General features: G+C 42.0%; 21 protein-coding genes and 1 pseudogene. 20 read left to right on the forward strand and 2 right to left on the reverse strand.

Translation table 11 applies throughout. The features are described from left to right. The first annotated feature begins 608 nt into the window (after positions 1-608). From O3650_RS06100 to yidD, 14 genes and pseudogenes are all read left to right on the forward strand, one after another. On the forward strand, positions 609-1,586 hold the full coding sequence (locus O3650_RS06100) for an ABC transporter substrate-binding protein (protein ID WP_261041620.1): 978 nt from the start codon (positions 609-611) through the stop codon (positions 1,584-1,586). 11 nt (positions 1,587-1,597) lie between these two features. Next, positions 1,598-2,491 carry an ABC transporter permease gene (locus O3650_RS06105; protein ID WP_001012086.1) on the forward strand — a complete coding sequence of 298 codons (894 nt, stop codon included), beginning with the start codon at positions 1,598-1,600 and terminating at the stop codon, positions 2,489-2,491. 12 nt (positions 2,492-2,503) lie between these two features. Then, positions 2,504-3,307: an ATP-binding cassette domain-containing protein gene (locus O3650_RS06110; protein ID WP_261084412.1), complete on the forward strand. Its 804-nt coding sequence runs from the start codon at positions 2,504-2,506 to the stop codon at positions 3,305-3,307. A 20-nt stretch (positions 3,308-3,327) separates the two neighbouring features. After that, a pseudogene (locus tag O3650_RS06115) lies at positions 3,328-3,477 on the forward strand (alpha,alpha-phosphotrehalase); the annotation flags it as partial. Positions 3,478-3,618: 141 nt separating this feature from the next. Continuing rightward, the gene (locus tag O3650_RS06120; RefSeq protein WP_000364990.1) at positions 3,619-3,867 is read left to right on the forward strand and encodes a YneF family protein; all 249 of its coding nucleotides are present in this window, start codon (positions 3,619-3,621) and stop codon (positions 3,865-3,867) included. A gap of 203 nt (positions 3,868-4,070) precedes the next feature. Then, on the forward strand, positions 4,071-4,865 hold the full coding sequence (gene racE / locus O3650_RS06125; RefSeq protein WP_000370377.1) for a glutamate racemase: 795 nt from the start codon (positions 4,071-4,073) through the stop codon (positions 4,863-4,865). Beyond that, on the forward strand, positions 4,862-5,833 hold the full coding sequence (locus O3650_RS06130; protein ID WP_261084411.1) for a nucleoside-triphosphate diphosphatase: 972 nt from the start codon (positions 4,862-4,864) through the stop codon (positions 5,831-5,833). Before racE ends, O3650_RS06130 begins: the two co-directional genes overlap by 4 nt. Further along, on the forward strand, positions 5,809-6,330 hold the full coding sequence (locus O3650_RS06135; RefSeq protein WP_001118953.1) for a metallophosphoesterase: 522 nt from the start codon (positions 5,809-5,811) through the stop codon (positions 6,328-6,330). The genes O3650_RS06130 and O3650_RS06135 overlap by 25 nt, the downstream gene beginning before the upstream one ends. Beyond that, positions 6,327-6,788, forward strand: coding sequence for a cyclic-di-AMP-binding protein CbpB (gene cbpB / locus O3650_RS06140; protein WP_261084409.1), 462 nt, complete (start codon positions 6,327-6,329; stop codon positions 6,786-6,788). The genes O3650_RS06135 and cbpB overlap by 4 nt, the downstream gene beginning before the upstream one ends. Beyond that, entirely contained in the window at positions 6,785-7,519 is a 735-nt protein-coding gene (gene xerD / locus O3650_RS06145; RefSeq protein ID WP_371491808.1) for a site-specific tyrosine recombinase XerD, read from the forward strand. Before cbpB ends, xerD begins: the two co-directional genes overlap by 4 nt. Then, positions 7,519-8,247: a segregation/condensation protein A gene (locus O3650_RS06150; RefSeq protein ID WP_049535604.1), complete on the forward strand. Its 729-nt coding sequence runs from the start codon at positions 7,519-7,521 to the stop codon at positions 8,245-8,247. Before xerD ends, O3650_RS06150 begins: the two co-directional genes overlap by 1 nt. An 18-nt stretch (positions 8,248-8,265) precedes the next feature. Continuing rightward, positions 8,266-8,835 (forward strand): SMC-Scp complex subunit ScpB, encoded by a 570-nt coding sequence (scpB, locus tag O3650_RS06155; RefSeq protein ID WP_261084405.1) that lies wholly within the window; start codon positions 8,266-8,268, stop codon positions 8,833-8,835. Next, entirely contained in the window at positions 8,822-9,544 is a 723-nt protein-coding gene (locus O3650_RS06160; RefSeq protein ID WP_001222228.1) for a pseudouridine synthase, read from the forward strand. The genes scpB and O3650_RS06160 overlap by 14 nt, the downstream gene beginning before the upstream one ends. Continuing rightward, complete coding sequence (gene yidD / locus O3650_RS06165; RefSeq protein ID WP_004245573.1) at positions 9,544-9,780, forward strand: membrane protein insertion efficiency factor YidD; 237 nt, start codon at positions 9,544-9,546, stop codon at positions 9,778-9,780. Before O3650_RS06160 ends, yidD begins: the two co-directional genes overlap by 1 nt. A 97-nt stretch (positions 9,781-9,877) precedes the next feature. On the opposite strand, the gene galE is transcribed toward yidD, so the two are convergent. Continuing rightward, a complete protein-coding gene (gene galE, locus O3650_RS06170; RefSeq protein WP_261028193.1) occupies positions 9,878-10,876 on the reverse strand; it encodes a UDP-glucose 4-epimerase GalE in 999 nt (332 codons plus the stop codon). A gap of 285 nt (positions 10,877-11,161) precedes the next feature. On the opposite strand from galE, the gene pepA reads away from it, so the two are divergent. Together pepA and O3650_RS06180 are read left to right on the forward strand one after the other, a co-directional pair. Further along, complete coding sequence (pepA, locus tag O3650_RS06175; protein WP_371491809.1) at positions 11,162-12,226, forward strand: glutamyl aminopeptidase; 1,065 nt, start codon at positions 11,162-11,164, stop codon at positions 12,224-12,226. A 19-nt stretch (positions 12,227-12,245) separates the two neighbouring features. Further along, positions 12,246-12,542, forward strand: a complete 297-nt coding sequence (locus tag O3650_RS06180) for a bacteriocin immunity protein (protein WP_261084399.1) — start codon at positions 12,246-12,248, stop codon at positions 12,540-12,542. A gap of 249 nt (positions 12,543-12,791) precedes the next feature. Here O3650_RS06180 and O3650_RS06185 read toward each other — a convergent pair whose 3' ends face one another. Then, a complete protein-coding gene (locus O3650_RS06185) occupies positions 12,792-14,423 on the reverse strand; it encodes a Na/Pi cotransporter family protein (RefSeq protein ID WP_261084395.1) in 1,632 nt (543 codons plus the stop codon). A gap of 330 nt (positions 14,424-14,753) precedes the next feature. On the opposite strand from O3650_RS06185, the gene O3650_RS06190 reads away from it, so the two are divergent. The 4 genes from O3650_RS06190 (at position 14,754) to O3650_RS06205 (ending at position 22,446) form a co-directional block, all read left to right on the forward strand. Then, on the forward strand, positions 14,754-20,012 hold the full coding sequence (locus O3650_RS06190; protein WP_203175808.1) for a G5 domain-containing protein: 5,259 nt from the start codon (positions 14,754-14,756) through the stop codon (positions 20,010-20,012). A gap of 278 nt (positions 20,013-20,290) precedes the next feature. Further along, positions 20,291-21,490 carry a phosphoglycerate kinase gene (gene pgk / locus O3650_RS06195; RefSeq protein WP_084861906.1) on the forward strand — a complete coding sequence of 400 codons (1,200 nt, stop codon included), beginning with the start codon at positions 20,291-20,293 and terminating at the stop codon, positions 21,488-21,490. 78 nt (positions 21,491-21,568) lie between these two features. Then, on the forward strand, positions 21,569-21,784 hold the full coding sequence (locus O3650_RS06200) for a hypothetical protein (protein ID WP_153193953.1): 216 nt from the start codon (positions 21,569-21,571) through the stop codon (positions 21,782-21,784). Positions 21,785-21,918: 134 nt separating this feature from the next. Next, on the forward strand, positions 21,919-22,446 hold the full coding sequence (locus O3650_RS06205; protein WP_000119915.1) for an aromatic acid exporter family protein: 528 nt from the start codon (positions 21,919-21,921) through the stop codon (positions 22,444-22,446). Positions 22,447-22,459: the final 13 nt, after the last annotated feature.

Here is a 22,459-nt window from a genome sequence, read left to right on the forward strand (position 1 = left end):
TTTTTTTCTACACAAAAAAGGCTCCATAATATCCATAGGGGGTTACCCACTACAAATATTATAGAGCCCATAAAAATTGATGTGGAAATTATAAACCTTTTTTTGTTGGACTGATTTGAAAAACTTTAAAAGTGGCTTGAAAGAATTTTCGAAAAATTTTAAAAAATTCTGAAATATTCTTGACAGCTGATAAAAAAGGTGGTAAGATAGGAAACATCAAAAAAGAAAGCAGAAAAAGAAATGAATAAAAGACAAGCTGTAACGATGAATCAAAACTTTTACTTTAGCTACTTTAGATAGTGTTTGTAGACATGTCACCATGGATGCAAACAGTTCAAGCAATTTGTTTGTATCTATGTGGCTAAGATTTTTGATTGTGGTCCATATAGATGAATATCTAAATGGACTAGCTAAGTTGTAACTTGTTAGATTATTTCAAGCATCCGTTTAGGTATTATCTAGGCGGTTTTTTGTTTTATACTCTTCGAAAATCAAATTCAAACCACGTCAACGTCGCCTTGCCGTACTCAAGTACAGCCTGCGGCTAGTTTCCTAGTTTGCTCTTTGATTTTCATTGAGTATTATCTTTTCTGAGAAGGAGTTTCATTATGAAAGTTGTTCGAAAATTACTAGCACCCCTCTTGGTAGTGGGGATTCTCTTGACCTCTCTGATCAGTTTGCATCAGTTGAAGGCAGATAAGAAAAAAGATGTTTTTCGTATCGGTATTTCACAGTTTATTACTCATCAATCTTTGGACGCTACTAGAGAAGGTTTTGTGGATGAGCTGGCCAAGCAAGGCTATGTTGAAGGGAAAAATATCGAGATTGATTTGCAAAATGCACAGGGAGAACAACGAAATCTAAAAACGATTTCCCAGCAACTAGCAGAATCTAGTGATGTCGTTCTAGCCATCGCAACGCCTTCTGCTCAGAGCTTGGCTAATACAACACAAACGACACCGGTTATCTTTTCAGCTGTAACAGACCCTGTCAGTGCCAAGTTAGTTGAGTCAAGAGAGCATCCTGGGGGCAATGTAACTGGGACAAGCGATCAGTCATCAGATGCCATTTCAACCCAAATCAATTTGATAAAGAAAGTGTTGCCAAAAGCTAAAACAATTGGAATTCTTTATACTCAGAGTGAGCCCAATTCGGTTGTACAAAAGGATGAAGCTAAGCGCCTTCTGGAAGAAAAAGGCTTTACCGTTGTTGAAAAAACAATCTTGGACAGTAACAACGTCAAGGCTGCAGCAGAAAGCTTGATGGCAGAGGTAGATATGGTTTTTGTACCAACGGATAATATCATTTCATCAACCATGGAAACAGTCAAGCAGGTTTCTATTAAACACAAGGTTCCAGTATTCGGTGGTTCAACAGAAATGATTGCTGTTGGTGGCTTGTATAACTACGGAACCAATTATGAAGAATTGGGACGTCAGACAGCAAGAATGCTGGTTCGTGTCTTAAAAGGTGAGAAGCCAGAAAATATAGCAGTTGAGTTGCCTGAAAAGCTGGAATTGCATACAAATCAAGAAATGGCAGATGCACTAGGAATTGATATTAGTAAGTTAGAAGGCAAGGAATAAGGAGGTTTGAGATGAATTTTGTATTATCTAGTTTATCAGAAGGTTTGTTGTGGTCGATTATGGCTATTGGGGTCTACTTGACTTTCCGTATTTTGGATATTGCGGATATGACTGCTGAGGGAGCTTTTCCTCTGGGAGCAGCAGTCGTTGTATCACAGATACAGGCAGGAACAAATCCTTGGATTGCGACTTTACTTGCTTTGCTGGCAGGTATGGTAGCAGGTCTAGTATCAGGAATGCTCCACACCAAGATGAAAATTCCCGCTCTCTTGACAGGGATTGTGACCTTGACAGGGCTCTATTCCATCAATATTAAAATCATGGGAAGCGTGCCCAATCTTTCCTTGGGAGATTCTTCAACTGTCTTTAAACAGTTGGCGAGCTTAGGGCTGACAACTGAAGAAGCTGTTTTCTCATTCAGTTTGGCCTGTCTCTTACTTGTTTGTTTGGTCTTGACTCTTTTGATGAAAACAGAGATTGGCTTAGTCTTGCGTTCGACTGGGGACAATATTCCTATGAGTGAGGCCAACGGGGTCAATGTAGACACCATGAAGATTGTTGGTTACATGATTTCAAACGGCTTGATTGCCTTATGTGGTTCCTTGTTTGCCCAAAATGATGGATTTTCAGATGTGACTTCTGGGACAGGAACCATTGTTGTTGGTTTGAGTGCAGTGATTATTGCGGAAGTCTTGATACACGACTTGACCATTGGAGGTCGCTTGTTATCCATCGGAATCGGTGCTATTGTCTACCGTTTGATTATTTTAAATATCTATGAAATTCCAAATCTAGATCAAAACTTAGTACGTCTCTTTAATGCAATCTTGCTCGCCTTAGTGTTATTTGCACCAGAATTGCAAAAGAGATTAAAGATTCGTGGTCTGAAATTGAGAAATGAATAGGAGGAGAAAGTTATGGCAAGTTTGTTAACACTTGAAAATATTCACAAAACATTTGAAGCAGGGACGGTCAATGAGAACCATGTCCTCAAAGGATTAGATTTAGAGGTTGAAGAGGGAGATTTTATCTCTGTAATCGGTGGAAATGGAGCAGGGAAATCCACTTTGATGAATATCTTGGCTGGCAATCTATCGGTGGATGAAGGGGACCTTTTATTGGCAGGGAAATCCATTAAAAATCTGAGTGTCAGAAAGAGAGCCAAGGATATCGCCCGTGTTTTTCAAGATCCTAAGATGGGAACAGCCTCTCGTTTGACGATTGAGGAGAATATGGCTATTGCCTTAAGACGGGGGCAAAAGAGGGGGCTTAGTTGGGGTGTGAAGGAGAAAGACAGAATCCAGTTTCAAGAGGCCTTGAAAGAGTTGAATATTGGTCTTGAAAATCGCTTGAAAGTGGATACTCAATACCTCTCAGGAGGACAAAGACAGGCCTTGACCCTAGTCATGGCATCTCTGGTGAAACCCAAACTTTTACTTTTGGATGAACATACTGCGGCACTTGACCCGAAAACGAGTCAAATGGTGATGGATTTGACGCAAAAGATTGTGGAACACCATCAGTTGACGACTTTGATGATTACCCACGATATGAACCATGCGATTGAGTACGGAAATCGTCTCATTATGCTCTATCAAGGCAAGATAGTGGTGGATGTCAAGGGAGAGGAGAAAAAGCATCTGACAGTTGAAGAACTTATGCATCTCTTCCAGAAAAATAGTGGCCAAAGTCTAGTTAGTGATGAATTGGTTTTGGGATAAAGAAAAAGGCTGAGATGTGGCTCAATAATTTTTATGGCACAGAAGTGGAGATTGACTTACCTATAGACTACCAAAATGGACAGATTTTGCTTTCAAACTATGAAGATGCAGAAGTGTCTGAGAAAATTCTACTCAAACCTTATCAAACACTGGCTATTTATGTAAATTAAACTCAGTAAGGAGCCCTCTTTCGTAGAAAAGCAGGGTTCTTTTTGCTGTCTATTCCATCCCTGAAAGCGTAAAACAAACTAGTCAGGGTGGCTAGTTTATGGTATAATGAAAGAGACTCAAAAAGAAACAGGAGAAATATGATGGATTTACTATTAGCAATTGTATTGATTGTGCTAGCTTTTCTAGGAGGAGCTCTGGGAGGAATGTACTTGGTTCGTAAGCAAATCGAAAAAGAATTCGCTGACAACCCACGTTTGAATGCTGAAGCAGTTCGTACTCTTTTGAGTGCAAATGGTCAAAAACCAAGCGAAGCCAAGGTACAACAAGTTTACCACCAAATCATCCGCCAACAAAAGGCAGCCCTTGCTAACAATAAAAAGAAAAAATAAATAAGGAAAAGTCTGGGATGAAAATTCCAGACTTCTCACTATGTTGGCTAAGGGTTTAGGGATGAGATATTTTCCTTGCATTCTATTGATATTTGATTATGATTAAAAGAGATAGTTGTTGATTAGGCTGTCATTATTTAGTTCATAAGGAACGGTAATCATAATGAACTATCAATCAGAAAAAAGACTAGAAAGAAGACTGTATGGATAATCGACCAATTGGTTTTTTGGATTCGGGTGTCGGGGGCTTGACCGTTGTGCGCGAGCTCATGCGCCAGCTTCCCCATGAAGAAATCGTCTATATTGGAGATTCGGCGCGGGCGCCCTATGGTCCCCGTCCTGCTGAGCAAATTCGTGAATATACTTGGCAGTTGGTCAACTTTCTTTTGACCAAGGATGTCAAAATGATTGTCATTGCTTGTAATACTGCGACTGCCGTCGTCTGGGAAGAAATCAAGGCTCAACTAGATATTCCTGTCTTGGGTGTGATTTTGCCAGGAGCTTCGGCAGCTATCAAGTCCAGTCAAGGTGGGAAAATCGGAGTGATTGGAACACCCATGACGGTACAATCAGACATCTACCGTCAGAAAATTCATGATTTGGATCCGGACTTACAGGTGGAGAGTTTGGCCTGTCCCAAGTTTGCTCCCTTAGTGGAGTCTGGTGCCCTGTCAACCAGTGTCACCAAGAAAGTGGTCTATGAAACCCTGCGTCCCTTGGTTGGAAAGGTGGATAGCCTGATTTTGGGCTGTACCCATTATCCACTCCTCAGACCTATTATTCAAAATGTCATGGGGCCCAAGGTTCAGCTCATCGATAGTGGAGCAGAGTGCGTACGAGATATCTCAGTCTTACTTAATTATTTTGAAATCAATCGTGGTCGCGATGCTGGACCACTCCATCACCGTTTTTACACAACAGCCAGCAGCCAAAGTTTTGCACAAATTGGTGAAGAATGGCTGGAAAAAGAGATTTATGTGGAGCATGTAGAATTATGACAAATAAAATTTATGAATATAAGGATGACCAGGACTGGTATGTCGGCTCATATAGTATTTTTGGTGGTGTCCGGACATTGACTGATGAAGACTTGGATTTTCCTCTAGTTGGATTGGCCAAAATCTTTCGAGACGAGGAACGAGGTTTTCCACTTTCAGTTACTGTTTTACGCTATGGTTCTCCCTACCGTTTATTGTCTTTTGTAGTAGATATCCTTAACCAAGAAATGGGCCGAAATTTGGAAGTTATTCAACGTCAGGGAGTCCTGCTCTTGGTTGAAAATGGGCAGCTCTTGTATGTAGAATTGCCTAAAGAAGGGGTCTATGTTCATGATTTCTTTGAGACAAGCAAGGTCAGAGAAACCTTATTGATTGCGACTCGAAACGAAGGCAAGACCAAAGAGTTCCGAGCTATCTTTGATAAGTTAGGCTACGATGTGGAAAATCTTAATGACTATCCTGACTTGCCTGAAGTAGCTGAAACAGGCATGACCTTCGAAGAAAATGCCCGTCTCAAGGCAGAAACCATTTCTCAATTAACGGGCAAGATGGTTTTGGCAGATGACTCAGGTCTCAAAGTCGATGTCCTTGGTGGCTTGCCAGGTGTCTGGTCAGCTCGTTTCGCAGGTGTGGGAGCTACTGATCGTGAAAACAATGCCAAACTCTTGCACGAATTGGCCATGGTCTTTGAACTCAAGGACCGCTCGGCTCAATTCCATACAACCCTAGTCGTAGCCAGTCCCAACAAGGAAAGTTTGGTTGTTGAAGCAGACTGGCCTGGCTACATTAACTTTGAACCTAAGGGTGAAAATGGCTTTGGCTATGACCCTCTCTTCCTTGTAGGAGAGACAGGCAAGTCCTCAGCTGAATTAACCCTTGAAGAAAAAAATAGTCAATCTCACCGTGCCTTAGCCGTTAAGAAACTTTTGGAGGTATTTCCATCATGGCAAAGCAAACCATCATTGTAATGAGCGATTCTCATGGCGATAGCTTGATTGTGGAAGAAATCCGTGATCGCTATGTGGGCAAAGTTGATGCCGTTTTTCATAATGGCGATTCTGAACTGCGTCCTGATTCTCCCCTTTGGGAAGGCATCCGCGTTGTTAAAGGGAACATGGACTTTTACGCCGGCTACCCAGAACGTTTGGTGACTGAGCTTGGTTCGACCAAGATTATCCAAACCCATGGTCACTTGTTTGACATCAATTTCAACTTTCAAAAGTTGGACTACTGGGCTCAGGAAGAAGAGGCAGATATCTGCCTCTATGGTCACTTACATGTTCCAAGCGCTTGGATGGAAGGCAAGACCCTCTTTCTAAATCCAGGTTCCATCAGCCAACCACGTGGTACAATCAGAGAATGTCTCTATGCTCGTGTGGAGATTGATGATAGTTACTTCAAAGTCGACTTTTTGACACGAAACCACGAGGTGTATCCAGGCTTGTCCAAGGAGTTTAGCCGATGATTGCCAAGGAGTTTGAGACTTTCTTGCTGGGGCAAGAGGAAACTTTTTTGACCCCTGCTGAAAATCTAGCTGTGTTGATTGATACCCACAATGCGGATCATGCGACCCTCTTGCTCAGTCAGATGACCTATACCCGTGTTCCCGTTGTGACAGATGAAAAGCAGTTTGTTGGGACTATTGGGCTCAGAGATATTATGGCTTATCAGATGGAGCATGACTTGAGCCCAGAAATCATGGCGGATACGGATATCGTTCATATGACGAAAAGGGACGTAGCGATTGTTTCGCCAGATTTTACCATTACGGAGGTCTTGCACAAGCTGGTAGATGAGTCCTTCTTGCCAGTTGTGGACGCAGAAGGTATTTTCCAAGGGATTATCACGCGCAAGTCTATCCTCAAGGCAGTCAATGCCCTCTTGCATGACTTTAGTAAGGAATATGAGATTCGATGCAAATGAGAGATAGGATTTCAGCCTTTTTAGAGGAAAAGCAGGGCTTATCTGCCAATTCCAAGCAATCCTATAAGTATGATCTGGAGCAATTTTTAGACATTGTGGGCGAGCGGATTTCGGAGACCAGTCTCAAGATTTACCAAGCCCAGCTAGCCAATCTAAAAATCAGCGCCCAGAAACGAAAGATTTCGGCATGTAACCAATTTCTCTACTTTCTCTATCAAAAAGGAGAAGTGGACAGCTTTTACCGCTTGGAATTAGCTAAACAAGCTGAAAAGAAGACCGCAAAGCCAGAACTGTTAGACCTAGACTCTTTTTGGCAAGAAAGCGACTATCCAGAGGGTCGCTTGCTAGCACTCTTAATCCTAGAAATGGGACTCTTGCCGAGTGAGATTTTAGCTCTAAAGGTTGCGGATATCAATCTGGATTTTCAGGTGTTGCGAATCCAGAAGGCTTCCCAACAGAGGATTGTCACCATTCCCACAACCTTGCTTTCAGAGCTAGAACCCTTGATGGGACAGACCTACCTCTTTGAAAGGGCAGGAAAAGCTTATTCTCGTCAGTGGGCCTTCCGTCAGTTGGAGTCCTTTGTCAAGGAGAAAGGTTTCCCAACCTTATCAGCCCAAGCCTTGCGGGAACAGTTCATTCTACGACAAATTGAAAACAAGGTCGATTTGTACGAAATTGCAAAAAAATTAGGATTAAAAACAGTCCTGACCATAGAAAAATATAGATAATGGATATTAAATTAAAAGATTTTGAAGGACCCCTGGACTTGCTCTTGCACTTGGTTTCTAAGTACCAGATGGATATCTATGATGTGCCTATTACGGAAGTCATCGAACAGTATCTAGCCTATGTTTCAACCCTGCAGGCCATGCGTCTGGAAGTGACGGGTGAGTACATGGTCATGGCCAGTCAGCTCATGCTGATCAAGAGCCGCAAGCTCTTGCCAAAGGTAGCGGAAGTGACAGATTTGGAAGATGACCTAGAGCAGGATCTTCTCTCTCAAATCGAAGAATACCGCAAGTTCAAGCTCTTGGGTGAACACTTGGAAGCCAAGCACCAAGAACGGGCCCAGTACTATTCCAAAGCACCGACAGAGTTGATTTACGAAGATGCGGAGCTTGTGCATGATAAGACGACCATTGACCTCTTTTTGGCTTTTTCAAATATCCTAACAAAGAAAAAAGAGGAGTTTGCTCAGAATCACACAACTATCTTGCGGGATGAGTATAAGATTGAGGACATGATGGTCATCGTAAAAGACTCCTTGGCTGGACGAGATCAGTTGCGCTTGCAGGATTTGTTCAAGGAAGCCCAGAATGTCCAAGAGGTCATTACCCTCTTTTTGGCAACCCTAGAGTTAATCAAAACCCAGGAGCTGATTCTCGTGCAAGAGGAGAGTTTCGGAGATATCTATCTCATGGAAAAGAAGGAAGAAAGTCAAGTGGCACAAAGCTAAACTTGATAGAGAGGAAAGATGAGTACTTTAGCAAAAATAGAAGCGCTCTTGTTTGTAGCGGGTGAAGATGGGATTAGGGTCCGCCAGTTAGCTGAACTCCTCTCTCTACCACCGACAGGAATCCAACAGAGTTTAGAAAAATTAGCCCAGAAGTATGAAAAGGATCCAGATTCCAGTTTGGCTCTGATTGAGACTGGTGGAGCTTATAGATTGGTGACCAAGCCTCAATTTGCAGAGATTTTGAAGGAATACTCTAAGGCACCTATCAACCAGAGTTTATCTCGGGCTGCCCTTGAGACCTTGTCCATCATTGCCTACAAACAGCCCATTACTCGGATAGAAATTGATGCCATCCGTGGAGTCAACTCGAGTGGGGCCTTGGCAAAGTTGCAGGCCTTTGACTTGATACGAGAAGACGGGAAAAAAGAAGTGTTGGGGCGCCCCAACCTCTATGTGACTACGGATTATTTCCTAGATTATATGGGAATGAACCATTTGGAAGAATTACCAGTGATTGATGAGCTTGAGATTCAAGCCCAAGAAAGCCAATTATTTGGTGAAAGGATAGAAGAAGATGAGAATCAATAAGTATATTGCCCACGCAGGTGTGGCCAGTAGGAGAAAAGCAGAAGAATTGATCAAGCAAGGCTTGGTAACGGTCAACGGACAAGTGGTGCGTGAACTCGCAACGACCATCAAGTCAGGCGACAAGGTAGAAGTTGAAGGTCAACCTATCTACAACGAAGAAAAGGTCTATTATCTGCTTAACAAGCCACGTGGTGTCATTTCCAGTGTGACAGATGACAAGGGTCGCAAGACTGTTGTCGACCTTTTGCCCAATGTCAAAGAGCGTATCTACCCTGTAGGTCGTTTGGACTGGGATACATCAGGAGTCTTGATTTTGACCAATGATGGTGACTTTACGGATGAGATGATTCACCCTCGCAATGAGATTGACAAGGTTTATGTCGCGCGTGTTAAAGGTGTGGCCAATAAGGATAATCTTCGTCCCTTGACGCGTGGTCTTGAGATTGATGGCAAGAAAACCAAGCCAGCTGTCTATGAAATTCTCAAAGTGGATCCAGTTAAAAACCGCTCAGTGGTGCAATTGACCATCCATGAAGGGCGTAACCATCAGGTTAAAAAAATGTTTGAAGCTGTCGGTCTCCAAGTAGATAAACTGTCTCGTACACGTTTCGGGCATTTAGACTTGACAGGCCTTCGTCCGGGAGAATCACGTCGTCTTAACAAAAAAGAAATCAGCCAACTACACACCATGGCTGTAACCAAGAAATAATGAAACGAATCTTAATAGCACCAGTCCGCTTTTACCAACGTTTTATCTCACCAGCCTTTCCACCCTCTTGTCGCTTTGAGCCTACTTGTTCCAACTATATGATTCAGGCTATTGAAAAGCATGGCTTCAAGGGTGTTTTGATGGGCTTGGCTCGGATTTTACGTTGCCATCCTTGGTCGAAAACAGGCAAGGACCCTGTCCCAGACCACTTTACTTTGAAAAGAAATTCAAAGTAAGATTGTATTCTAATGTATAAAACACAGATAGATGATACTTGGTATTTACTAAGTGTCATCTATCTGTGTTTTTATTTATTATTGATGTTTCTGTTATTTATTCCAAAATGTTTTTACCTTCTTTAACACGCCAACGATAATCTGATAAAATAATATCTTCTAGGGAGTAGCTAGCCTTCCAATCAAGATATTTTTTAGCTTTTGATGCGTCTGCTAGGACGCTAGCTGGGTCACCAGCACGGCGAGCAACAATTTCGTGTGGTATTTTTTGATTCAGTAATTCTTCAGCAGTTTTAAAGATTTCTTTGACGGTATAGCCTTTTTCAGTTCCTAAGTTAAAGATTTGAGAAGAACTGTTTTCTTGAAATAGGTAGTTCATTCCTTTAACATGAGCCTGTGCAAGGTCCAAGACATGAATGTAATCTCGAATACATGAACCATCACGTGTATCGTAGTCATCTCCAAATATTTTCAGACTATCATTTTGTCCCAATGCGGTCTTGTTGATATTTGGAATGATGTGAGTTGGATTTTTCACACGCAGACCGTTTGAAGCATCCATTTCAGCCCCAGCAACATTAAAGTAACGGAAAATGACATATTTCCAATCGTAGCGATTGGCCATCCAGTAAATCATTCGTTCGCCCATCAATTTTGTTTCTGCATAAGGGTTGACAGGGTCGAGCAGGGTATCTTCAGTTGCAGGCTTGTCAATACAGTTATTACCATAGAGGGAAGCAGTCGAAGAGAACATGATTTTTTGAATACCAACTTCAGATAAGACTTTGAGAACTTGGTTCATACCAGCAACATTGGCAGTGAAGTATTTACTTGGATTTTCAATACTTTCGCTCACAACAATCTCACCCGCACAATGGAGAACAGCATCAATCTGATTTTCTTCCAAATAAGCTTTTAAGGCACTAGCATCATAAACATCCAGTTGTTTAAAGCTAGCACGACTATCCACAGCCGCTCGATTTCCTGTAGAGAGATTATCTAGAACATGTACCTGATAGCCAGCATTTAAAAGAGCTTTAACGGTATGGGAGCCAATGTAGCCAGCCCCACCTGTGACAAGAATTGTTTTGGTCATGATTTTTTCCTTTTCCTAGTTTTGTACTATTTTAAAGAAAGAAGAAGGCAAAGTCAACTGTTTTCTGGAAATTTCATGAAAAAATATAGCATTGGATTGTTTTTTGTTTGTGAATTAATAGTTTGGTTGGTCTTGGAATAGTTCTTAGATTTCACCTCACATGCAAGAAAATACAATCTTTTTCTAAGATACAGTAAGACTAAGATACTAATTTAGAAATCCACCTTCCCGCTATCCTTCTCCTATAAAAAGTGGTAAAATGGATGAAAGAAAGAAGGAACTGAAATGACAACATTATTTTCAAAAATCAAAGAAGTAACAGAACTTGCTGCGATCTCAGGTCATGAAGCACCTGTCCGTGCTTATCTTCGTGAAAAGTTGATACCGCACGTGGATGAAGTGGTGACAGATGGCTTGGGTGGTATTTTCGGGATCAAACATTCAGAAGCTGCGGATGCACCGCGCGTCTTGGTTGCTTCTCACATGGATGAAGTTGGTTTTATGGTCAGCGAAATCAAGCCAGACGGTACCTTCCGTGTCGTAGAAATCGGTGGTTGGAATCCTATGGTGGTTAGTAGCCAACGTTTCAAACTCCTGACTCGTGACGGTCGTGAAATTCCTGTGATTTCAGGTTCTGTTCCGCCACATTTGACTCGTGGTAAGGGCGGACCAACCATGCCAGCCATTGCAGATATCGTCTTTGATGGTGGTTTTGCGGACAAGGTTGAGGCAGAAAGCTTTGGCATCCGTCCTGGCGACACCATCGTACCAGATAGTTCTGCAATCTTGACAGCTAATGAAAAAAATATCATTTCAAAAGCTTGGGATAACCGCTACGGGGTTCTCATGGTGAGCGAGTTGGCAGAAGCTCTTTCAGGCCAAAAACTAGGAAATGAACTCTATCTTGGTTCTAATGTTCAAGAAGAAGTTGGTCTCCGTGGTGCTCATACTTCCACAACTAAGTTTGACCCAGAAGTTTTCCTAGCAGTGGACTGTTCACCAGCAGGTGATGTTTATGGTGGTCAAGGCAAGATTGGAGATGGGACCTTGATTCGTTTTTACGATCCAGGTCACTTGCTTCTTCCAGGTATGAAGGACTTCCTTTTGACAACGGCTGAGGAAGCTGGTATCAAGTACCAATATTACTGTGGTAAAGGCGGAACAGACGCTGGCGCAGCTCATCTGAAAAATGGTGGTGTCCCATCTACAACCATCGGTGTCTGCGCTCGTTATATCCATTCTCACCAAACCCTCTACGCTATGGATGACTTCCTAGAAGCCCAAGCTTTCTTACAAGCCTTGGTGAAGAAATTGGATCGTTCAACGGTTGATTTGATTAAAAATTATTAAACATAAGGGGGGTGTAGGGATGGTAGAACCAAACCTAGAAAGCCTTATAAAAGATCTTTACAATCATGCTCGACATGATTTAAGTGAAGATTTAGTTGCTGCTCTCCTAGAGACTGCTAAAAAACTGCCTACTACAAATGAGCAATTGCTGGCAGTTCGTCTCTCAGGACTGGTCAATCATGAATTGCTCCTAAACCCCAAACATCCAGCACCTGAGTTGATCAACTTGGCTCGCTTTATCAAAAGAGAAGAAGCCAAGTACCGAGGAACTGCAGCTTCTGCAATTATGTATGGGGAGCTCTTCAGAATGCTTTGATTCCATTGTGAATCAAAGCATTTTTCTATATGACAGAAAAGCAATTCTTAGTTATACTCAATGAAAATCAAAGAACAAACTAGGAAGCTAGCCGTAGCTTGCTCAAAGCACTGCTTTGAGGCTGTAGATAGAACTGACGAAGTCAGTTACATATACCTTCGGCAAGGTGACGTTGACGTGGTTTGAAGAGATTTTCGAAGAGTATAAGGAGAAGAAAAAGCCATCCTATTCAGGATAGCTTCTTGGATATTAGATTTGTTCAGCGATGACCTTTTCAGCAAGGTTCATGGCATGGTCAGATACACGAGTATAGTGGGAAATGATGTCGATAAAGTTGACCCCAGCTTGTGTTGAACACTCACCCTTGTTAAGGCGTTTGATGTGGGTCTTTCTGAGAACGCGTTCCATATTATTGATTTCTTTATGGCGTTCAATCAGACTTTGAGCTTTTTCGATATCATTGTTTTCCACGCTATCAAGGGCATCCTTGATAAAGCCAGTAGTTTTTTGATAAATATCAGACAATTCCTGCAAAGCAGCTTCAGAGAACTCGACATTTTTACGTTGAAGGTAGTCAGTCAGATTGATTAGGGCTTCTGCGTGATCCCCAATCCGTTCTAAATCACGGGATGAATCCAGGATGTTGGTCAGCACTTCACTTTCTTTCTGGCTAAGGGCTTCACTTGAAAGAGTAATGAGGTATCGAGTCAATTTTTCATCAATGGTATTGATGGCTTCTTCTGTCTTGTGACCTTTTTCAGCAACTTTTTCATTAAGGTCAATGATGTAGTTGTATGAAAGGTCAAAGGCTTTAGAAGCATAATTTCCCAAGTGAAGGAGTTCCTTCTTCGCATTTCCGAGAGCGATTGATGGAGCTTGTTTAATCAAATGCTCATCAAGGTAAAGCGGCTCGTACTTGACAACTTCATCTTCACCAGGGATGAGCTTAGTTACAAAGAAAGCCAAAGCTCCGATGAAGGGAAATTGTACAATAGTGTTACTTACGTTAAAGGCACCGTGAGAGAAGGCAATAGTCATCTCAGGTGAGAGGTGAAGGAGTGCCTGGAAGTACTCAATCATAGCAGTGAAGGGGCCTAATAAAATTAAGCAAAGGATAGTTCCTAATACGTTAAAGGTGACGTGGGTTGCAGCAACGCGTTTCGCAGAGACATTGGCTCCTGCTGCCGCGATGATAACGGTTAGGGTTGTCCCGATATTATCCCCGAAGAGAACTGGTAGAGAACCTTTAAGGTCAAGGAAGCCACCTGCATAGAGACCCTGCAAAATCCCGATTGTCGCAGAAGAAGCTTGGATGAGAACGGTAATCACAGCACCGGCAAAAACTCCTAACACAGGATTTTGTCCCAAGGTTACCATGTATTCCTTGAATTGTGGTAAATCTTTAAGAGGGCTCATACCGGCACTGATGAGGTTGAGGGCGTAGAAGATTCCCCCTACACCAAACAGGATGCGCCCAATATTGTTTGCTGTTCTGTTTTTTGTAAAGAATAGGAACATGGTTCCAAGGAAAATCAAGGGTAAAGCATACTCACCAAGCTTGAAACCGATGATAAAGGAAGTAACGGTAGTTCCGATGTTGGCTCCCATGATAATTCCGATAGCCTGTCTAAGAGTTAGAAGGCTAGCGCTGACCAGTCCAACCGTGATAACTGTAACCCCTGTACTTGACTGAATCAGGGCAGTCACGACAATCCCGACTAGAACACCTAAAAAGGGATTGCTGGTGTACTTGTCAATGTAAAAACGAAGGCGATCTCCAGCAGCTTGTTGCAAACCGTCTCCCATGGTCTTGATACTATATAAGAATAGTCCCAGACCACCTAAAAAGTGAAATAAAATTTCCTGCCAATTAATGGACATTTCTTTTTCCTCCGAAAAATAATAACGGAATTTCTCCTATTCTATTTTAAAGGATAAAAGTAAATCTAACAAGTGTTTAGATGAAATTTTCCTAAGAAAAGGCAACTTTCTTTAAAAATAGGGAGTAAATTTACTTTCCAAGAGTGGCTTTATTCAATTATGTCCAAATTTTACTGATTATTATCCTAGTTATAGTTTTTATGTTAAATAGATTGACATCGTTTTCATATAGGATAAAATGAAGATGATCCTGTTCTGATGGTTGTCATGAGAACAGTTACTTTTTACAATAAAGTAAAGTGCTTACTTTGTTTTCAATAGGAGGAAAATATGAAAGATCTATTCTATGAAAAATGCTGCCGTTATAGCATTCGTAAGTTGTCAATCGGGGCTTGTTCCTTGATGATCGGTTCAGCTTTGTTTGCGAGTCCAGTCCTCGCCGAACAGCTCTCAGTCTCTGACACAGTTGCAAATACGAGCGCTCAAGCTGCAAGTACTAGTGAAACAACTAATCCAGATACTGCAGCTATCGAAAAACAATTATCGGAAACAGGGAACAAAGTAGATAAGCAACCGATCTCAGAAAATACTCCGGCAATAACTGCTTTGGTTAATGAAAAAGAAGAAGCAAAACCAGCTCCAACGGAAACAGTTGAAAAAGTAGCTCAACCAGCTGAAAATGAAGGAGTCAAGCCAGAGGAAGCGCCTCAAGTAACTGATAAGAAAGCAGACAAACCAACTCTAGCAGACGTTCCTAAAAATGAAGAAAAAAGTCTCCGACCAAAAGAAATCAAGTTTGATACTTGGGAGGATTTGTTGAAATGGGAACCTGGTGCGCGTGAGGATGATTCCATCAACCGTTCCTCAGTTGAACTCGCCAAGCGCCATAGAGGTCAGTTGGTGAATGAAAAAGCTAGTAGAAGAGCCAAGGTTCAAGCTCTGTCTAATACCAATTCTAAAGCCAAAGACCATGCATCTGTTGGTGGAGAAGAATTTAAAGCTTATGCTTTTGACTACTGGCAATACTTGGATTCAATGGTCTTCTGGGAAGGCCTAGTCCCAACTCCAGATGTCATTGATGCAGGGCATCGTAATGGTGTGCCTGTTTATGGAACCTTGTTCTTCAACTGGTCAAATAGCATCGCTGACCAAGAGAAGTTTGCTGCTGCTTTGAAACAAGATGAGGATGGAACCTTCCCGATTGCACGAAAACTTGTCGATCTTGCTAAGTATTATGGCTTTGATGGGTATTTTATCAACCAAGAAACAACGGGTGACTTAGTGACGCCCCTTGGTGAAAAAATGCGTCAATTCATGCTCTACACAAAGGAATATGCAGCAAAAGTCAACCATCCAATTAAGTATGCTTGGTACGATGCCATGACCTACAAATATGGTCGTTACCACGAAGATGGTCTAGGCGATTACAACTATCAGTTCATGCAAAAAGAAGGTGACAAGGTCCCTGCAGATCAATTTTTTGCCAATTTCAACTGGAATAAGGAAAAGAATGACCACTCTGTAGAGATGGCAAAATGGCTAGAACGTAGTCAATATGATGTCTTTGCAGGCTTGGAATTGCAACAAGGTGGTTCTTATAAGACAAAAGTCAAATGGGATGCTCTCTTGGATGAAAAGGGCAAGTTGCGTTTGTCACTTGGACTATTTGCACCAGATACGATTACTAGTCTAGGAAAAACAGGTGAAGATTACCACAAAAACGAAGATATCTTCTTCACAGGTTACCAAGGAGATCCGACAGCTCAAAAACCAGCAGACAAAGAGTGGTATGGAATTGCCAATTTGGTTGCTGACCGCACACCAGCAGTAGGACGAACCTTCACGACCTCCTTTAATACAGGTCATGGTAGAAAGTGGTTTGTAGACGGCAAAGTTTCTAAAGATTCTGAGTGGAACTACCGTTCTGTTTCAGGTGTCTTGCCAACATGGCGCTGGTGGCAGACTTCGACAGGGGAAAAACTTCGTGCAGAATATGACTTTACAGATGCCTATAATGGTGGTAACTCCCTTAAATTCTCAGGTGATGTAGCTGGTAAGACGGACCAAGATGTGAATTTGTATTCTACCAAACTAGAAGTAACGGAGAAAACCAAACTTCGGGTTGCCCACAAGGGAGGAAAAGGCTCGAAAGTTTATATGGCTTTCTCTACGACTCCAGACTACAAATTTGAAGATGCGGAGGCATGGAAAGAACTGACTCTTTCTGACAACTGGACAAATGAAGAAATTGACCTTGGCTCACTAGCAGGAAAAACCATCTATGCAGTTAAACTCTTCTTCGAACATGAAGGTGCTGTGAAAGATTATCAGTTCAAGCTAGGACAATTAACAATTTCAGACAATTACCAAGCACCGCAAGCTCCAACGGGTCTCTCTGTGGTGAAGCAATCTCTTAAGAATGCCCAAGAAGCTGAAGCAGTTGTTCAATTTTCGGGCAACCAAGATGCAGATTTCTATGAAGTCTACGAAAAAGATGGGGATAACTGGCGTTTGTTGACAGGATCATCTGCTTCCGCTATCTACTTGCCAAAAGTTAGCCGCTCTGCTAATGCGACTGGTAGGACTCAGGAATTGAAAGTCGTTGCGGTTGGTAAAAATGGACTTCGTTCTGAAGCTGCGACGGCATCCTTTAACTGGGGCATGACGGTTCAGGATACAACTCTCCCAAGACCTTTGGCTGAAAATATTGTTCCAGGGGCAACGGTTATTGGTAGCACTTTCCCTAAGACTGAAGGTGGAGAAGGTATTGAAGGTATGTTGAATGGTACCATTACCAGTCTTTCAGACAAGTGGTCTTCTGGACAGTTAAGTGGTAGTGTGGATATTCGTTTAACCCAGCCACGTACAGTTGTTAGATGGGTGATGGACCATGCTGGAGCTGGTGGGGAATCTGTAAACGACGGTTTGATGAACACCAAAGACTTTGACCTTTATTATAAAGACGCGGATGGTCGATGGAAGTTGGCTAAGGAAGTTCGTGGCAATAAAGCCCATGTTACAGATATTACCTTTGATAAACCAATCACAGCTCAAGACTGGCGTTTGCATGTCATTACATCTGATAACGGAACACCTTGGAAGGCCATTCGTATCTACAACTGGAAGATGTACGAAACCTTGGATACAGAAAGTCAAAATATTCCAATGGCTAAGGTAGCTGCTCGTTCACTTGGAAACCATCAAGTTCAACTAGGCTTCTCTAATGTTCCGGCAGGCGCAACCATCACCGTTTACGACAAGGCTGATTCACAAACACCAATTGCGACCTTGAAGTCTGAAACTGGAGGCGACTTGGCTACGGCACCATTGGGCTTTGACAAGCAACCAAATTTACTTTACTATCGTACCCAACTACCTGGCAAAGAAATCAGTAACATACTGGCAGTAGCGATTCCGCAGGATGAGAGAAAAATTGCTACAGTTAGCCTTGAAAAAGGACCTAAAAAAACAGTTTATGAAGAGGGAGAAAAACTTGACCTTAGAGGCGGAACACTGCGTGTTCAATACGAAGGGGGACAAGCCGATGAGCTGATTAACCTTACTCACTCAGGTGTGACTATCTCTGGATACGATGCCCATCAAAAAGGGGAGCAGAAGCTCACAGTCAGCTATCTTGGAGTTACAGTTACGGGCGATTTGAAGGTGCAAGTGACAGGACAAGACCAAGGGAAGGCGAAAGAAGTGACTAAATTGTCCATTACTCAGAAACCGAAAACGGATTATCTAGTAGGAGATCAACTGGATATTGCAGAAGGTCGCTTCGGAGTTCTCTATGATGACGAGACAGAAGAAAGTCATGCCTTCACAGATCAAGGTGTTGAAATTACAGGCTACGATGCTCAAAAGACTGGCCGTCAAACTTTGACGCTTCGTTACCAAGGTCATGAAGTTAACTTTGATGTTTTGGTATCACCAAAGGCTGCGGTTAATGATGAATATCTCAAGCAAGAAATTACTGCTGCCCAAGGACGTCAGTCAACTGTTGCATATACCTTCTCAAGCGAGGAAAAACAAGCTGCGCTAGTAGAGAAGCTCAATGCGGCAAAAACTGCAGCAGAAAACCATAATGCCAGTCAAGAAGAAGTCAACCAGGCTTTGAATGAGTTGAAACAAGCTGGTGCGGATTTGGATGGAAACCAACGTTATCAAACTGCTAGAGAAGAATTGGAAGGTTTACTCGAATCCGTCCGTGAAAAAGATTCTCAAGCTGAGTTGATTGCCCAAGCAGAATCTTTGTTAGCTTCACAAACGCCAACTCCACAAGCTTTTGCGGACATGAAAGAAAAGCTGAATAAGAAACTAGCTCCTGCAGCAGAAAGCCACCACCTTGGTAGCATGGATCCAAATGAAGTAGCGCCAACTGTTGAAGCTCTCTCTGAACTAGTTGTGGAAACTGAAACAACAGCCTTCGAACGTCAAGAGCGCCCAAATGCAAGCCTTCTTAAAGGACAACGTCAACTTGTCCAAAAAGGAGCGGAAGGTCAAATTCGTCGTCTAGTAGAAGTAGATTCCCAAGGCAATCGCATCCTTCGTTCGACTGAAGTTCTCAAGGAAGCGATCCCAGAAATCACCGAAGTAGGTACAAAAGTTCTATCAAGTAATCAACCAGCTGAAGGTGTGAAAGATTTAGTTCAAGCAACTCCAAAACTGGAAGTTGAAAAAGTTTCAGTATCCTTTGAACGTCAAAAACGTCCAAACTCAGAACTTCTCAAAGGTCAACGTCGTATTGTGCAAGCTGGAGAGGAGGGGGAAATTCGTCGTCTAGTAGAAGTAGATTTCCAAGGCAATCGTACCCTTCGCTCGACTGAAGTTCTCAAAGAAGCTCTTCCAGAGATTACCGAAGTAGGTACAAAAGTTCTATCAAGTAACCAACCGGCTGAGGGAGTAAAAGACCTGGTTCTAAGAACTCCGAAACTAGAAGTTGAAGAAGTTTCAGTAGTTTTTGAACATCAAGAACGTCCAAACGCAGAGCTTCTCAAAGGTCAACGTCGTATTGTGCAAGCTGGAGAAGAAGGTCAAATTCGTCGCTTTGTAGAAGTAGATTCCCAAGGTAATCGTACTCTTCGTTCAACAGAAGTTCTCAAGGAAACTATCCCAGAAATTACTGAAGTTGGAACCAAAGTCTTTTCAAGTAATCAACCAGCTGAAGGTGTGAAAGATTTAGTTCTAGAAACTCCGAAACTAGAAATTGAAGAAGTTGCAGTATCCTTTGAACGTCAAGAGCGTCCAAACTCAGAACTTCTCAAAGGTCAACGTCGTATTGTGCAAGCTGGAGAAGAAGGACAAGTTCGTCGCTTTGTAGAAGTAGATGCCCAAGGCAAACGCACCCTTCGTTCGACTGAAATTCTCAAGGCAGCTCTTCCGGAAATTGTTGAAGTGGGAACTAAAGAAGAGAAATTCTCACAAACAATGAATCAGCTTCCTTTAGTAGCATCGGCAAAAGTTAAAGAAGCAAGTAAAGAACTTCCAAATACTGGAGCGACAAGAGAATCTAGCTTAGTAGCACTAGGACTCCTCGGAGTGATGAGTGGCTATGGCCTACTTGCTGGAAAGAAGAGAGAAGACTAACCGTATTGAATATTGGATTTTCTCGTAAAAACTAAAAAACAAGATTTGACTGCATCTCAGTCAGATCTTGTTTTAACTAGTAGAAATCAGTGAAAAATGAGTAAATGAACTAGTTTGTCTTGTATATTTAGTTATTTGGAAAGGTTATTCTAGTTTTGATTTTAAGAAATGCTAGTTTCAGTTGCAAGAAAGAACTGGAAAAGTTTAGGCTTTTTCTATCTCTTTTGCTGATTTTGTGATATAATTAACACGTATAAAAAAAGAAGGAGTCATATCTAATGGCAAAATTGACTGTTAAAGACGTTGAATTGAAAGGGAAAAAAGTTCTCGTTCGTGTTGACTTCAACGTACCTGTAAAAGATGGCGTGATTACCAACGACAACCGTATCACTGCAGCTCTTCCAACTATCAAGTACATCCTTGAACAAGGTGGACGTGCTATCCTCTTCTCTCACCTTGGCCGTGTGAAAGAAGAAGCAGATAAAGCTGGTAAATCACTTGCTCCTGTTGCTGCAGACTTGGCAGCTAAATTGGGTCAAGACGTTGCTTTCCTTCCAGGAGTCACTCGTGGTGCTGAATTGGAAGCAGCTATCAACGCTCTTGAAGATGGACAAGTTCTCTTGGTTGAAAACACTCGTTACGAAGATGTTGACGGTAAGAAAGAATCTAAAAACGATCCTGAACTTGGTAAATACTGGGCATCACTTGGAGATGGTATCTTCGTAAACGATGCATTCGGTACAGCTCACCGTGCACACGCATCTAACGTTGGTATTTCAGCAAACGTTGAAAAAGCAGTTGCTGGTTTCCTTCTTGAAAACGAAATTGCCTACATCCAAGAAGCAGTTGAAACTCCAGAACGTCCATTTGTGGCTATCCTTGGTGGTTCAAAAGTTTCAGACAAGATCGGTGTTATCGAAAACTTGCTTGAAAAAGCTGATAAAGTCCTTATCGGTGGTGGTATGACTTACACATTCTACAAAGCACAAGGTATCGAAATCGGTAACTCACTTGTAGAAGAAGACAAATTGGATGTTGCGAAAGCTCTTCTTGAAAAAGCAAACGGTAAATTGATCTTGCCAGTTGACTCAAAAGAAGCTAACGCATTTGCTGGCTACACTGAAGTGCGTGACACTGAAGGTGAAGCAGTTTCTGAAGGCTTCCTTGGTCTTGACATCGGTCCAAAATCTATCGCTAAATTTGACGAAGCTTTGACTGGTGCGAAAACAGTTGTATGGAACGGACCTATGGGTGTATTTGAAAACCCAGACTTCCAAGCTGGTACAATCGGTGTGATGGATGCTATCGTGAAACAACCAGGCGTTAAATCAATCATCGGTGGTGGTGACTCAGCTGCTGCAGCGATCAACCTTGGTCGCGCAGACAAATTCTCATGGATCTCTACTGGTGGTGGAGCATCAATGGAACTTCTTGAAGGTAAAGTATTGCCAGGTTTGGCTGCACTTACAGAAAAATAATTTCAGCCCGTTAGTCTCTACAAAATCCTGATTTTGTAGAAAAAGGAACAAAACTGAAACGTTAACAAAAAGGTGGCTATGTCACCTTTTTGTGCTAGTGGAGGTATTTGTGACGTGGTGGTGGGGCATCAATGGAGCTTCTTGAAGGTAATACTCTTCGAAAATCAAATTCAAACCACGTCAACGTCGCCTTGCTGTACTCAAGTACAGCCTGCGGCTAGTTTCCTAGTTTGCTCTTTGATTTTCATTGAGTATAAAGTTCTTCCAGGACTTGCAGCCTTGACAGAAAAATAAGATTTTATAATGAATCAAAGAAGAGAGGGATGAAAGTTCCTCTTTTCTTTTGCTTAAAATAAAAACGCTTCCTCTCAACTATTGCTCATAAAATCATCCAATTTATGATAAAATGGAAATAGAAAGTTGAGATTATGAGTTATTTTAAAAAATATAAATTCGATAAATCCCAGTTCAAACTTGGTATGCGAACCTTTAAAACAGGTATTGCTGTTTTTCTAGTTCTCTTGATTTTTGGCTTTTTTGGCTGGAAAGGTCTTCAAATTGGTGCTTTGACAGCTGTTTTTAGCCTGAGGGAGAGTTTTGATAAGAGTGTTCATTTTGGGACTTCGCGTATTCTAGGAAATAGTATCGGTGGCCTCTATGCCCTGGTCTTCTTCCTATTAAATACCTTTTTCCATGAAGCCTTTTGGGTGACCTTGGTTGTTGTTCCCATTTGCACCATGTTAACCATTATGACAAATGTAGCCATGAATAACAAAGCAGGGGTTATTGGCGGTGTAGCAGCTATGTTAATCATTACCCTATCGATTCCGAGTGGGGAAACAATTTTGTACGTGTTTGCGCGTGTATCAGAAACTTTCATGGGAGTTTTTGTCGCAATTCTCGTAAATTACGATATTGATCGTATTCGGCTCTTTTTAGAGAAAAAAGAAAAATAATGTTACATTTTAT

The organism is Streptococcus sp. 20925_1_24 (assembly GCF_041432335.1).
Taxonomy (GTDB): domain Bacteria; phylum Bacillota; class Bacilli; order Lactobacillales; family Streptococcaceae; genus Streptococcus; species Streptococcus mitis_BM.

What these genes read in the sequence shown, in the direction of transcription:
- O3650_RS06100 (WP_261041620.1), top strand. Translation starts at nt 609, where the DNA reads ATGAAAGTTGTTCGAAAATTACTAGCACCCCTCTTGGTAGTGGGGATT.
- O3650_RS06105 (WP_001012086.1), top strand. Translation starts at nt 1,598, where the DNA reads ATGAATTTTGTATTATCTAGTTTATCAGAAGGTTTGTTGTGGTCGATT.
- O3650_RS06110 (WP_261084412.1), top strand. Translation starts at nt 2,504, where the DNA reads ATGGCAAGTTTGTTAACACTTGAAAATATTCACAAAACATTTGAAGCA.
- O3650_RS06120 (WP_000364990.1), top strand. Translation starts at nt 3,619, where the DNA reads ATGGATTTACTATTAGCAATTGTATTGATTGTGCTAGCTTTTCTAGGA.
- racE (WP_000370377.1), top strand. Translation starts at nt 4,071, where the DNA reads ATGGATAATCGACCAATTGGTTTTTTGGATTCGGGTGTCGGGGGCTTG.
- O3650_RS06130 (WP_261084411.1), top strand. Translation starts at nt 4,862, where the DNA reads ATGACAAATAAAATTTATGAATATAAGGATGACCAGGACTGGTATGTC.
- O3650_RS06135 (WP_001118953.1), top strand. Translation starts at nt 5,809, where the DNA reads ATGGCAAAGCAAACCATCATTGTAATGAGCGATTCTCATGGCGATAGC.
- cbpB (WP_261084409.1), top strand. Translation starts at nt 6,327, where the DNA reads ATGATTGCCAAGGAGTTTGAGACTTTCTTGCTGGGGCAAGAGGAAACT.
- xerD (WP_371491808.1), top strand. Translation starts at nt 6,785, where the DNA reads ATGAGAGATAGGATTTCAGCCTTTTTAGAGGAAAAGCAGGGCTTATCT.
- O3650_RS06150 (WP_049535604.1), top strand. Translation starts at nt 7,519, where the DNA reads ATGGATATTAAATTAAAAGATTTTGAAGGACCCCTGGACTTGCTCTTG.
- scpB (WP_261084405.1), top strand. Translation starts at nt 8,266, where the DNA reads ATGAGTACTTTAGCAAAAATAGAAGCGCTCTTGTTTGTAGCGGGTGAA.
- O3650_RS06160 (WP_001222228.1), top strand. Translation starts at nt 8,822, where the DNA reads ATGAGAATCAATAAGTATATTGCCCACGCAGGTGTGGCCAGTAGGAGA.
- yidD (WP_004245573.1), top strand. Translation starts at nt 9,544, where the DNA reads ATGAAACGAATCTTAATAGCACCAGTCCGCTTTTACCAACGTTTTATC.
- galE (WP_261028193.1), bottom strand. Translation starts at nt 10,876, where the DNA reads ATGACCAAAACAATTCTTGTCACAGGTGGGGCTGGCTACATTGGCTCC.
- pepA (WP_371491809.1), top strand. Translation starts at nt 11,162, where the DNA reads ATGACAACATTATTTTCAAAAATCAAAGAAGTAACAGAACTTGCTGCG.
- O3650_RS06180 (WP_261084399.1), top strand. Translation starts at nt 12,246, where the DNA reads ATGGTAGAACCAAACCTAGAAAGCCTTATAAAAGATCTTTACAATCAT.
- O3650_RS06185 (WP_261084395.1), bottom strand. Translation starts at nt 14,423, where the DNA reads ATGTCCATTAATTGGCAGGAAATTTTATTTCACTTTTTAGGTGGTCTG.
- O3650_RS06190 (WP_203175808.1), top strand. Translation starts at nt 14,754, where the DNA reads ATGAAAGATCTATTCTATGAAAAATGCTGCCGTTATAGCATTCGTAAG.
- pgk (WP_084861906.1), top strand. Translation starts at nt 20,291, where the DNA reads ATGGCAAAATTGACTGTTAAAGACGTTGAATTGAAAGGGAAAAAAGTT.
- O3650_RS06200 (WP_153193953.1), top strand. Translation starts at nt 21,569, where the DNA reads ATGTCACCTTTTTGTGCTAGTGGAGGTATTTGTGACGTGGTGGTGGGG.
- O3650_RS06205 (WP_000119915.1), top strand. Translation starts at nt 21,919, where the DNA reads ATGAGTTATTTTAAAAAATATAAATTCGATAAATCCCAGTTCAAACTT.